The following is a 12,753-nucleotide window of genomic DNA, read 5'->3' as shown; positions in this document are numbered from 1 at the left end:
AATTAGGCTCTCATCTTTCGTTTAAATTCAATCCACTCGATCACTCTTTTGATCGACGCTTCATCATTGATGTTCACTTCCAAAATATCGACGTTCGGTTTGATCTTTCGCGCTTCGGCTTTTTCACGTTCGATATCGTATTGAAAGTAAGGGAGGAGATCGGTTTTTGTGATAAGAATCAGATCAGCACAACGGAACATCACCGGATATTTAGCGATCTTATCTTCCCCCTCCGGGATAGAGACGAGGACGATATTCAAATGTGATCCCACATCGTAGCTCGCCGGACAGACGAGATTTCCGACATTTTCGATAAAACAGACATCCAAAGGAGCCAACGGCAGATCATGCAATCCTTTATGAACCATAAACGCGTCCAGATGACACGCGCTTCCCGTCTGAATCTGTACCGCACTGATCCCTTTGGCGATAAGGCGATCGGCATCGCGTGAGGTTTCCAAATCCCCCTCAATCACCCCGTATTTAAACGGAGCCAAATCTGCCATTTTCTCCAAAAGGGTTGTTTTTCCGCTTCCCGGTGAGCTCATAAGGTTTATCGCTAATACCCCGTGCTCATTAAAATGTTCGCGGTTATGGTGCGCTTCCTGATCGTTTTTATCCAAAATCTTTTTGATGACCGCAATCGTTTTAGAATCGTTCAACTGCGGATTATGATGCAGTGTTTCATGCGCCGCATGATGCGTATGGGAGTGATGGTCATGATCTCCGTGATCATGATGATGCGTGTCGTGGTCGTGGTGATGATCGTGATCCGTAATGGAACATCCGCAATCTTTACACATTTTAAAATTCCTTATTATTTAAATTTTCTATATATTATGCCAAAAGCATATTTCCGCCTACGAGGACAGAAATAACTCCCACCGTAGCAAAGGCTCGACGTACATTTTTGATATTGGTGAGTATATCTTTATTGATCCACATTATGACCCATCCAAAACTCAAAAATACGACCATAACACCTAAAATGAAGGCAAGAATCATCGACACATCAACACTCTGCCCCTGCATCATTCCAAGCGTTACCAACATTCCGCGCACCCCGCCTATCCCCATCAAGACACCGACACTAAATGCTGATCCGCTACCGCCGGAAGATTTGTGTTCATGTTCATTGCCGAACCAGATATGAACGTGCTTTTTTTGATTGTGTACATGTGAATGCAAATGGATTTTGTTTCGGTAGACCATATACAGAAGATAGAGTCCTATAAATACTATCACACTGGAAGCGATGACATCTCCATACGCCATCACGCCCTCAGGTATAGAAAAATATTGAAGCAGCTTGGCAAACATAAAAAGCATCAGTCCATGTCCCACCGCAAAGGCGCTCACAATCATAAATGTTTTTTTTGCCTCTTTTCCGATCGAAAAATCAGCTATGGCTGTTAAATGGTCAGGTCCGAAAGCGTGTAATATTCCGTACCAAAAAATAATCATCAATCCGATTTCCATGTTTATTCCCTTTTATGAATCATCATTCAGAAGTAATAATTATAGATACTTTCCGTAAAAAGAACCTAAATCTTCTCGTTTCTTATATATTTTTAGAACTTAACCGATGTTACGCTACACTATTCTTTATGAAAAATTCTATTCCTTGTATTTACTGTCATCATCCCCTCTATCAGCTAAGTGACGGGATGGTCAAGTGCTCTGTCTGTAAAAAAAAATACAGCCCGATGCGCGTTGATCAAATCAAATCCTTGATTCAACTCTTCTGCTGTGATGAAAATGCCCTCGCTACCTCTAAAACTCTCAATCTCAGTTATGTAACAACACTCAAGTACTATCAAAAATTCCGCCATTTAGCGGCTGAATATTGTGAAGCTCAATATGAAACCTTTCGCACGCAAGAGTCTCAATATGAAGAGTACCTCTACCTCGAAAAATCAAAACGGCACAACAAAGCGGCTATCTTCGACTCCCATAACTTTTTGACATTCGGATACGGAAACTCTATTTACACTCTCCTCATGCCCTCACTCGGAGTGTTCAAACAACAGTTCTTAGAAGATAATCTCGAAGAGGTTTACACCAAAGAGTTTTCAAAATTCATGCGAACCAGTAAAATCATTAAAATATCCGAACACGATAATGTCATAACAAGGTTTTGGCACTATTTTGAACAGTTTATTACACCTTTTAAAGGGGTAAGTAATGAGTTTTTCCCCTACTATCTCAAAGAGGCGGAGTTTAAGTTCAATACCCCGCAGCAGCAACGAGCTGATATCCTCGAAAAACTCTATTTTCGCCCTAGCGGGTTGGGTATTTAAACGCTTCGATAATCTCGTTTAAACTCGTATGTGTCTCATTCGGTGTCACATCGATCTCTATGGTTTTAAGATAGTTAATAACTGTATTTATATAGGTACTAAACTGTTCACTCAGCTTATCGCTCAACCCCATCTCAAACGTAATACTTTTGGGGATAATTCCGATAACGTTCGATTCTGGGAGCGGATGTCCCATCAATTCAATCATATCCAGACACTGCATCACTCCGACCTCATGCGCACCGCCGCTGTTAAGCCCGTAACCGCTCAGCTCAAAGGAAGGGATATTGTAGATACTCCCCGCCTCATCGTCGAGATTGATCGTATCGAGGATGATAATACGGTCGTTCTCCAAAAAGAGGTTGAGCAGATTAATCCCCTCTACCCCGCCGTTAATGATTTCGATTTCAGGGCAGAATGTATAATTGGCATTGAGATAGGCGCATGCGTAAATACCGACGCCGTCATCCTCTTCGAGCACATTTCCGACACCCAATACGACAATCGACATTAAAACCCTTTACCATGCTCGATACTCGGATTGGCAAACTGCTCGAGTATCTCATCCAAACTCATCACATCGCTTTTTTGCGTAACCGTGATACCGCATTTCGTGAGTTCTTCCACTATCACATCGATATATCTCTCCCAGTGTTCGCGCAAAGCAGGTGTCACATCGACACAGACACTGATAATATCTTCGGGAACAATACTGATCATGGTGGTTGACGCACAATGATTTGCCATCGAGCAGATTTGGAGCATCTCCGTAATTTCCACCTCGTTGGCTGTTTTTTTGATCCCTTGGTTGGCGATCAGCTCTTCACCGCTCAACACCGTAACTGTCCCTACCGCCTGTGAATCATCAGAGCTGGTATTGGCGATAATGACGACTTCATACTCTTGGAGCAACGGCATCAATCCAAACCCAAGCGTCCCACCGTCAATAATATCCAATGCGGGTTCATACGTAAAATTTTCTTTGAGATATTTCCCTGCGTAAAGCCCGACCCCCTCGTCCATAAAAAATGCGTTTCCTGACCCGATTAATGCGACGTTAGCGTTCATTCTTTTCCTTTGTGTTGTGTAGTGCATAATAAAGCTGCCCTAAAGCAATAGATCCGTCATTGATCGGCGTTTGCTGTTGCGCATAAAACCGCTTCTCTCCAAAATGACGATAAAGTCGGCACATTAAGGCTCGGTTTTGAAATACCCCTCCGCCGACAACAATGGGCAATGCGGGATAAGCATCCGCAAAATAGCGCATTATGGCTTCAACGGTAGCCATAAAACGGCTGGCAATAAGCCCTTTTGCATTAGCATCAGCCCCTAAACTCATAATTTGTTTGACCATCGGTACACAATCAATTTCTCCGTCGATAACACTAAATTCAAAGGGTTCATACGTAGAATCATCGACAAAAGACTCCATCATCATCCCACCCTGCCCCTCATAATCAAGGCTTTGGATAAATCCGCCCAAACTCGCTATGGCATCAAAAAGGCGTCCCATGGAAGAACTTCGCGGGGCATTGATATTTTTCACCCACATGTGGTGCAGAGTCCGTATTTCATGCGGTAAAAACGCTTCAACCGTAGGCGATTTCAGAGTTAGCACCTCATCAAGACTATAGATCTCAAATAACAACGACAACGCAATCCGACGGGGTTCTTTGATCGCTTTATCTCCGCCTAAGAGGGCAAACGGTTTTAGATGTCCGATCCGCTCAAAAGCGTGTACATCGGCAATCATCACCTCTCCACCCCAGAGGCTTCCATCCTCTCCGTAACCTGTTCCGTCATACGCGAATCCAAGCACTTTTTCATCCAAACCGTACTCCGCCATACACGCCAAGATGTGGGCGTAATGGTGCTGAATTCCGTAGTGCTCTCTTTTTTGCGTCAGCGCGTATGCGCTCGAAGCGTACTGAGGATGGAGATCATGCACCAAGAGTGAGGGTTCAACATCATAAAATCGTTTAAAGGTCTGCACTGTCCGCTCAAAATACCCATCCGCCTCTACACTCCCCAAATCACCGATATGGGGGCTGAGGATCATGTTCTCTTTGACCCCCAGCGCAATGGCACTTTTCTGATGGGCACCGAGGGCTAAAATATCTTGGGTTAGGGCTTCGGATAGCGCAAAGGTATGCGGTGCGAATCCACGTCCCATCCGAAGCATCACGACCCTCCCCTCTGCGATATGAATGACAGCATCATCTAGAGCATTGATAATGGTACGGTCATGATCCAAAATTCCGTCCACGACATGACTCAGCCGATTGATAATCTCAGAGGAGCGGATCATAATCGGCTCATCACTAATGTTGGCACTCGTCGCGACAAGGGGGAAATCGATCGATTCAAACAACAATCGATGCAGCGGCGTATAGGGGAGGAACACCCCCAACCTCTCAATATGAGGAGCAATCTGAGGGGATAGATTTGTCCCCGATTGTGCATCAACGATCACGATAGGCTTGATAGAGCCCGTGATGTGGCTTTTTTCCACCTCATTGATCGATACATACGTTTCCAGTTGCTCGAGTGACCCAAACATCACCGCGAGGGGCTTGGCTTTACGGTGCTTGCGCAGTCGCAATTCACTCACGGCACGCTCCGACGTGGCATCGCACATCAGATGAAATCCCCCCAACCCTTTTAAGGCAATGATTTTTCCCGCTTTGAGCATTTCGACTGCCAAATCGATAGGCTCTCCCGCTATCTCATTTCCCTTATTATCTAGGAATTTCAATTGTGGCCCACACTGCGGACAGCTAATCGGTTCGGCATGGTAACGGCGAGAGGCGGGATTCGTATATTCGGATTCACACTGTTTACACATCGTAAAATGTTTCATGGACGTTCGGACGCGGTCATACGGCGGGGTTTGGATGATGGTATAGCGGGGACCGCAATCGGTGCAGTTAATAAAGGGATAACGGTAACGGCGATTGGAGGGATCATCCATTTCGGTTTGGCATGCAAAACAAAGTGCACTGTCGAGAGGAATCGCAACAGACCCTAAACCCAGAGTACTTTCTCGAATTTCAAAACCCGTATACTCGGCAAATTCGCACGGCTCGATCTCCATCGAGTCGATGCGGGCTTGGACGGGGAGATTTTCTCTCAGTGCTTTTATAAACTGCTCACAATGTTTCCCGTGCGCTTCGATCACCACCCCCTCAGGAGTATTACAGACAAACCCTGTAATTCCGTAACGGAGAGCTTCACGATAGACAAACGGTCGAAATCCGACCCCCTGCACTATCCCTTTGACAATGATACGGACACTCGTGCTATAAAAAGACTCCACCGACAACGCAATTTTCCTTCCCGATCGGATAACTCATATTCATTAGCACCGCAGACGCTTTCAGATTTCTCTGCAATCGGCTAAAAAGGGATTGTCCGGCAAAATACGATCCGCACAACACGATATCGTTTGCTTTCGTTTTACCTTTGATTTCATTTAACAATTCACTGAAATAATCTCCGAAAGATTCGAAGATAGAATAGCTCAGATAAACTGAATCGACACCTGCAAGGCGGTAACTAATAATGCTCGATAAAAAGGCAAAATGATTAAAACGGTTATCTTCGACTTTTGTATCGATCTGTAAACCGCCCTTGCCGATAAATTTCAATGCCTCTTTCATCACTCCGCTAAAACTTTCCTCTTCCAGCCCCAAAAGTATGGCCGTCGCATCAAAGAGATTCACATCGCTCTTCTCGATTCTCAAAAGAAGCGCATAGAGTTCAGGATGATGTTTCTCAACATTGCTGATCAGGCGATCCGATCCCTCACGCAGTGTTTTCAGAGCGTCTATTAATCCGATAGGGCTAAAATGCTTCGGCGGGACAACACGAATCACCTTTTTACCGTCATAATATAAAAAGGAGGGTTCCCCCTCGAAATAGGCACCGACAACTTTGGTTCCGAATTTATTGTGCTCGGCAATGACCGACATAAACGAAGCCTCATCCGGAGCCATGGTATGGAAATTGCCCGATTCAACCGAAGGTGTTTCGGTTTCAAGCTGATTGACTTTGGTAGTAGAGGCGGAAGTGAAACGTCCCATTTGATCGAAGAGCATCCCTTTTGCATCTTTGATCCCGACCAAACCGTGAGCGATACTGAGCGTATCTCTTCCATAAGGGAGGCGAGAGGGGAACGAGACCCGCTCACCCGAGGTGATAAATTTTATATCTTTATTGATGAAAAGATGCATATCGCTCTGATGATTGAGTTCCAGATCAAACTCCATCACAAAATCGGCTTCCGCTGCTCTCTCAAGTGCCTCATATGCGATAAAATCAACCCCCAAAAGGGTAAGCTCTTTGGCGAGTAGAATCGAAAACCCCTCATCGGGGTATTTAACATCAATGGAAGTTCCGAAGGTACTGCGCAGTGTCTCATCTTTGAGGGCTACATGCAAAATCGGACGCTCGATACTAAGCAATGCATTGAACTCATCGTTAATGAGAGAGCAAAATTCGGTGATTTTCATGGCATTCACCAGCATCAGAACCGAACCCTCTTCCAGCTTCTGCGAGCGATAAAATCGTCGATACCCCATTGTTGTTTTCACGAGAAGGGTTTTACCGTCGCGCAATGCTTTGGCCGCAACTTCAAAAAGGGTACGAAAACTCCCCGCATCGTTCGCATAGCGCTCTTTATCTTTATGGATAAGTTTTACAGGGATACCGCAGGTGTGGCATGAGTTAAGAACCTGTTTTTCACGGCGGCCTAACTGTTTCGATTCATCTTCACACGTCGGACAGGGTTTGAGATACGAAAAAACGGTATTTTCGCGTTTATAGGGATAATGTTCGAAAAATGCGTATTGCCCTCCGCAATGGGTGCATTGGGTAAACGGGTAATAGTAGCGTTTAGATGAGGGATCAAACATCTCTTTTTGACAGCTGGGGCATAAGCCCAAAGCCACCGGATACTCTACCGTAAAATCGGGAATCTCTTCAGGTTCTCCCTCCATATCGTAATACTGGGAACTGCTCATAAAAGAGGATGCGGGGAGCGTCGAAGCGATCTCTTCCAAACACTCTTGGAGTTTTTCATCGCCACTGTTAAATGCACAGATAATTTTATTTTTTTGTTGGTGTACAACCGCTTTCATCTCGAAGGAGCGAATAGTTGAAATCAGATAATTTTTAATCGTCGGTTGTGAAAAAGAGGTGATTACCTCTAACGTGAATGCCATAATAATCCTTATTGTATGCGCTATCTTTCATTGCTTCCCCATCGGGAATCTAGGAAAAACAGAGCCGGCGGGCTAAAGCCCGCACTTGCATCTATTCACTTTTTAGTGAATCGTCTTTGACAAATTTAGAGCCGCCGATAACAATAGCAATATCCGCCTCTTTCCAAAAAATAGTTCTCCATACTTGATAATAGATATGAAAAACTACCCAGCAGAGAATCAACCACATCGTAAAATGATGCGAAATTCGAACATCCATAAGTGTTCCGCCACAGATCCAGATCGTCCAATCGGTTGTCAAATGCAACATCCATGGCCACCATGCACCGATAGAGCTAAGCCCTGATCCCAATCCATGTACGTACATTTGCAGTCCGGTTAAAAGCATCCAAATCAACAGCAAATGAAAAACTGTAAAATAGACGGTGTTGAAACTGTCCGCATGAGATGAATCAAACTCTTTTTTACGGTTTAACGTTAGCAAATTAACCAATACCGCTTTAAATTCGGTAATGTTCTGAGTGTTCGGAACCAATTTCTTATACGGTTTTTCAAAACGGCTGAAAAAATAGAGATAAGCGATAATAACCGATGTTACATCGAAAATAATCGCAATAATAAAATGTCCGTAACGATTCCACGCCATGACGTATTTATCAACGGCACCATCAGCCATAAATGTCTGATAATACGGATGTCCGATATAAAGACCCGTCACGACGGCACCGATCATACAAATCGCATTCACCCAATGGATGATGCGCATTGCAGGTGTCATACGTTTGACTTGTGTGTACCCCTGTTTCATTATTCTCTCCTTAGATACTGCAAGAGCTATCTACTTTGTAAACAGCAAGCTCTTTACCTTTGGTATCGACGACGTGAACCGCACATGCGATACAAGGGTCAAAACTGTGAATGGTACGGATAATTTCCAACGGTTGCTCAGGATTGGCCACTTTGGTTCCGATCAAACTTGCTTCGTATGCTCCCATACGATTTTTATAATCACGAGGAGCCGCATTCCATGTTGATGGGACAATCGCTTGGTAGTTAACGACTTTTCCATCTGCAATGCTCACCCAATGTCCGAGTGCTCCACGCGGAGCTTCCGCCATACCGCGTCCTTTTGCACTCACACTCACTTCATCAAAATCAAATTCCGTCCACGTACTCTTATCGCCAGTGAGAACATTTTTAGCGAGTTCGTCGATCCATTCTAGCATAACATCCGCCATCAATTCCGTCTCGATAGCACGAGCGGCAGTACGTCCAACCGTACTAAACAATACCGTAACCGGAAGATTTCCCCGTTTAAGGAAGTTGGTCACGTATTTAGTAATGCGTTCATCTTTTGCCGCCACACCGATCACCATACGAGCCAACGGCCCGACTTCAACACGAGCATCGTTGTAAATCGGAGATTTGATCCAGCTGTATTTCTCTTTGGTTTTAAGATACGCGATACCGTCTGCACGTTTATCCAAACCGGTATATTCTGGGATCGTTTGCCCCTCATACGGGTGAAGAGGTTTATCCCCTTTGTACCATGCATGGGTCACGTCTTCCGCGATTTTCTCTTCATCCAACGGAAGGACTTTAGAGATGTCTCCGCCCATAACAACCCCTTTAGGGAAAAGGAGGGCTGATTTGTAAAAACCGGTATCATCGAGACGGAAATCACCGTAACTCATGAAGTTCAAGAGTCCTCCACCGGTTCCGCCGACCCCTTTGCCTCCGACAAGCTCGCTGAACGTCGCTTTAGAATCTGTCGCTTCGCCCGCATACATTGTGCCGGCCATGTAAACATCCGGTAAATACGCTTGTTTGATAAACTTTGTCCCTTCTAGAAGAAGTGATTTGAACAACGCAATACGAGCAGGATTTTGAATATCTTGAACACACGTTACACCACCGACAACAATCGATTGTGGATGCGGATTTTTACCGCCGAAAATCGCCTGCATTTTTGCCATATCGCGCTGGATATCCAATGCTTGCAAATAGTGGGCAACACCGATAAGGTTTTGTTCCGGAGTCAATTTATAATGCGGATTGCCCCAATAGCCGTTTCCGAAAATCCCTAAACGCCCTTGTTTGACAAATTTTGCCACACGATCTTGAATCGCTTTAAATTCGCTCTCACCGTCAATAAACGGAGATTCACCGGCAACACTCGCCCATTTACGTGCTTCTGCCGCAGTTTTAGCAGGATCAGCCGAAAGTGCTGAAACAACATCAACGAAATCAAGCGCATGAAGGTGATAGAAATGGACCACATGGTCATGCATATACAATGCACCTTGAATCAAGTTACGAACGATACGGGCATTTTTAGGGATCGTAATATTAAACGCATCCTCTACCGCTTCAATAGAGCGTTGATAATGGGTTCCGGTACATACACCGCAAATACGCATTGCTAAAAGTCCGCAGTCACGAGGATCGCGTCCCTGTAAAATTGTCTCTATCCCACGGAACATAGTCGATGCACTGTAGGCATCTACAATCGTGTTATTCTCATCAATGACCGCTTCGATACGTAAATGTCCCTCGATACGGGTAATAGGGTCAACTACAATGTGCTTACTCATGGCTCTCTCCTGAATTTTCTCGTTTACCTGCTACGGTGCTGGCTGCTGCATGGATCGCAATACCGATACCGGCTGCGGTCAACATGCCCAAACCAAATTCGTCAACGGTTTTCTCGACACCACCCGTAGGTGCTTTAATTTTTGCATCCGCCATCGGACGCTCATACGCATATTTATCCCAGAAATCGGGTTCCGAACATCCGATACAACCGCGTCCTACTCCGATAGGCCAGTTAACCCCTTCGTTATAGCGGACGATTGAACAGTTGTTAAATGTCATAGGACCTTTACATCCCATTTTGTAAAGACAGAAGTTATTTTGAGCTCCGACATCGCCCCACTCTTCAACATACTCACCCGCATCAAAGTGTGCGCGGCGTTCGCAGTTATCGTGGATACGATAGCCGAATGCAAATTTAGGACGAAGAAGTGAATCAAGTTCAGGAACCTGTCCTGTCAAAACATAATGCAAAATGACTCCGACCATATTGGCCGGATTGGCCGGACATGCCGGGATATTGATAAGAGGTTTGTTTTTAACAACATCCATAACCCCAACCGCACCGGTAGGATTCGGAGCAGCAGCAGGAATCCCTCCGAACGTTGCACAACTTCCTACCGCGACAACTGCCGCAGCATTTTCGGCACAGCGTACTAAGTGATCATGGAATGTTTCACCCTTAGCACCGATAGTCCCGTATTGACCGTCCATTGCCATCGGAATCGCACCTTCAACGAAAAGAAGATATTTCCCTTTGAAATGTTCCATCGCTTCTTCGAGCTGTTTTTCAGCTTGATGTCCTGATGCGGCTTGAAGAGTCTCATGAAATTCTAATGAGATAATGTCCAACACAATCTCATCAATTTTTGGCCCGTCTGCGCGCAAAAGGGCTTCGGAGTTACCGGCACAGTCTTGGAGTTCAAGCCAAATAACCGGTGCTCGGTTCATCAACACTGCCGCATCGGCAACGAGCGGAGTAAACATAGGGGGAAGCATTAACATCGCTGTTGTTGCACTCGCCCATTTCATAAACTCTCGTCTATCAATCCCGTTATCTTCTAAAAGATCGGTAAAGTCGAGCTTATTAGCCGGCTGATGTGAGCGCATCTCGTTCAATCTCGCCTCACACTTGTCGAACAACTCCTGGTAATACGTATCACCCTTGTTCGTTTCGACTCGCGAACTTTGGGAAGTAAACAGTTTTTTAACTGCTTCTACTTTATCAGACATGATCTCTCCCTCGTATTTTATGAATGGTCATTCACCATTGTACGGTTGGATAACTTAAACGAATATTTAAAACCTAAATTTTATTTAAAAAAGATATCTTGTTGTTTAATTTTAGGACTAAATTGGAAAGAGGCTCATCTTAATCGACGAGCACGATCCCCATCGATTCGAGGAGAAAAAGTGCCTCATAACGGTTGAATATCGCTCCGTGCAGGTGATTGGAGCGTACATCGATCATCGTGTTGCTCGTGTCGGTAAAATTGGCACCTTCGAGATGGGTGTTACCAAACAGCGCCCCTTTGAAATCGCTTCCCGAAAAATCGGCTTTTTGAAAGGTTCCGTTGCGGAAATCGACCTCTTTGGCTCGGCACTCTTTCATAAGAAGTCCTTCTAAGTTCAGACCGAAAAAGTTGCTGTCGTTGAGGATACACTCACGAAAACGGAGCGGATCGGCATTGAGCAAACTTTTCCAATCCCCCATCGTCCAATCGATCCCGATCATTTTGCACGAGACAAACTCGACATCGCTCATTTTAGTGCTGGTGAGTTTCATCAAGCTCAGGTTACAGTTTTCGAAACGGCATTCGGTAAATTTGCAAGAGGAAAAAAAGGTTTCGCTGAAATCGCATGAGACGAAGGTGCAGTCATCAAATTCGGCTTTGGTGATCTTTTTGCCGTGAAGATCTACGTTCTCGAATTTTTCGGCGAATACGTCCATGGTGTCGGTGATGGATTCTAATTTCATGGTTAAATGTAATATCGATTATTACAAATACGACAATAATAATTTGTTCCCCAATGACCATTGTTATATTCTAAATGATGGTATTTTAAATGTTCTTCAAAACAGACTTTACAATATGGAATTTTATCTTCTTCAATCCAATACATCTTTCCATCAAAATTCATTTTATCTTTTTTGATAAGCAATTTTTCTAATTCTAAAATTTTTTCTTCTTTTTCTCTTTGTGATACTTGTACTTCTGAAAGTTCAATTTTTATATCAGCAAGCGTACTGATAAGGTCTGCCATTTTAAGTTTAATTTCGGCTTCTTCTAGGGATGTATTACTATCCTTAATTAGTTTAGCAATATCTGTTGCCGTCTTAATACTAGAAAAAATTGCGTTTATTGTTGTAACTGGTTCCATTTCAATCCATTATATATATTTTGCATCAAGCACCCTTCGACACGCTCAGGGCGAACGGGAAAGACTTAATCAACATATTTTACAATCACCCGATCAAACGCTTCATCAATGCTCATGTATTCACCCCGCTCGATCTGCTCCATCGCCTCTTTAACTTCACATTTGAGCTGTGTATGGATACAGTCATGTTTATCGGAAGAGATATCCACTATGCTCATATCGTTACTATTGTACCCATCCATAGGATTCCTTACTAA

13 protein-coding genes are annotated in these 12,753 nt (G+C 44.3%); 1 reads left to right on the top strand and 12 read right to left on the bottom strand.

The features are described 5' to 3' along the window. Positions 1-2 precede the first annotated feature (2 nt). Complete coding sequence (hypB, locus tag Q8O20_RS06135) at positions 3-803, bottom strand: hydrogenase nickel incorporation protein HypB (RefSeq protein ID WP_304738780.1); 801 nt, start codon at positions 801-803, stop codon at positions 3-5. A 34-nt stretch (positions 804-837) separates the two neighbouring features. Further along, positions 838-1,479, bottom strand: a complete 642-nt coding sequence (locus Q8O20_RS06130; RefSeq protein WP_305530439.1) for a hypothetical protein — start codon at positions 1,477-1,479, stop codon at positions 838-840. 128 nt (positions 1,480-1,607) lie between these two features. Between Q8O20_RS06130 and Q8O20_RS06125 the strand changes: the two genes are divergently transcribed. Beyond that, the gene (locus Q8O20_RS06125) at positions 1,608-2,300 is read left to right on the top strand and encodes a transposase (RefSeq protein ID WP_304738786.1); all 693 of its coding nucleotides are present in this window, start codon (positions 1,608-1,610) and stop codon (positions 2,298-2,300) included. Here the strand turns inward: Q8O20_RS06125 and Q8O20_RS06120 are convergent. The 10 genes from Q8O20_RS06120 to Q8O20_RS06075 all read right to left on the bottom strand — a co-directional run bounded on the left by Q8O20_RS06120 (position 2,281) and on the right by Q8O20_RS06075 (position 12,738). Then, positions 2,281-2,811, bottom strand: coding sequence for a HyaD/HybD family hydrogenase maturation endopeptidase (locus Q8O20_RS06120; protein WP_305530438.1), 531 nt, complete (start codon positions 2,809-2,811; stop codon positions 2,281-2,283). The genes Q8O20_RS06125 and Q8O20_RS06120 overlap by 20 nt on opposite strands. Further along, entirely contained in the window at positions 2,811-3,368 is a 558-nt protein-coding gene (locus Q8O20_RS06115) for a hydrogenase maturation protease (protein WP_305530437.1), read from the bottom strand. Before Q8O20_RS06115 ends, Q8O20_RS06120 begins: the two co-directional genes overlap by 1 nt. After that, positions 3,358-5,616 (bottom strand): carbamoyltransferase HypF, encoded by a 2,259-nt coding sequence (gene hypF / locus Q8O20_RS06110; RefSeq protein WP_305530436.1) that lies wholly within the window; start codon positions 5,614-5,616, stop codon positions 3,358-3,360. The genes Q8O20_RS06115 and hypF overlap by 11 nt, the downstream gene beginning before the upstream one ends. After that, entirely contained in the window at positions 5,600-7,522 is a 1,923-nt protein-coding gene (locus Q8O20_RS06105; protein WP_305530435.1) for a hypothetical protein, read from the bottom strand. Before Q8O20_RS06105 ends, hypF begins: the two co-directional genes overlap by 17 nt. 91 nt (positions 7,523-7,613) lie before the next feature. After that, the gene (locus Q8O20_RS06100; protein WP_305530434.1) at positions 7,614-8,330 is read right to left on the bottom strand and encodes a cytochrome b/b6 domain-containing protein; all 717 of its coding nucleotides are present in this window, start codon (positions 8,328-8,330) and stop codon (positions 7,614-7,616) included. A gap of 10 nt (positions 8,331-8,340) precedes the next feature. Continuing rightward, positions 8,341-10,116, bottom strand: a complete 1,776-nt coding sequence (locus Q8O20_RS06095; RefSeq protein ID WP_305530433.1) for a nickel-dependent hydrogenase large subunit — start codon at positions 10,114-10,116, stop codon at positions 8,341-8,343. Further along, the gene (locus tag Q8O20_RS06090; RefSeq protein ID WP_305530432.1) at positions 10,109-11,347 is read right to left on the bottom strand and encodes a hydrogenase small subunit; all 1,239 of its coding nucleotides are present in this window, start codon (positions 11,345-11,347) and stop codon (positions 10,109-10,111) included. Before Q8O20_RS06090 ends, Q8O20_RS06095 begins: the two co-directional genes overlap by 8 nt. 139 nt (positions 11,348-11,486) lie before the next feature. Further along, the gene (locus Q8O20_RS06085) at positions 11,487-12,092 is read right to left on the bottom strand and encodes a pentapeptide repeat-containing protein (protein WP_305530431.1); all 606 of its coding nucleotides are present in this window, start codon (positions 12,090-12,092) and stop codon (positions 11,487-11,489) included. A 2-nt stretch (positions 12,093-12,094) separates the two neighbouring features. Beyond that, positions 12,095-12,496, bottom strand: a complete 402-nt coding sequence (locus Q8O20_RS06080; RefSeq protein WP_305530430.1) for a hypothetical protein — start codon at positions 12,494-12,496, stop codon at positions 12,095-12,097. A 65-nt stretch (positions 12,497-12,561) separates the two neighbouring features. Then, complete coding sequence (locus Q8O20_RS06075; protein ID WP_305530429.1) at positions 12,562-12,738, bottom strand: hypothetical protein; 177 nt, start codon at positions 12,736-12,738, stop codon at positions 12,562-12,564. Positions 12,739-12,753 lie beyond the last annotated feature (15 nt).

The sequence above is a fragment of the Sulfuricurvum sp. genome (assembly GCF_030691015.1).
Lineage (GTDB): Bacteria > Campylobacterota > Campylobacteria > Campylobacterales > Sulfurimonadaceae > Sulfuricurvum.
The sequence above is the reverse complement of the archived record's forward strand: the minus strand, read 5'-3'. Positions and strand labels throughout refer to the sequence as shown.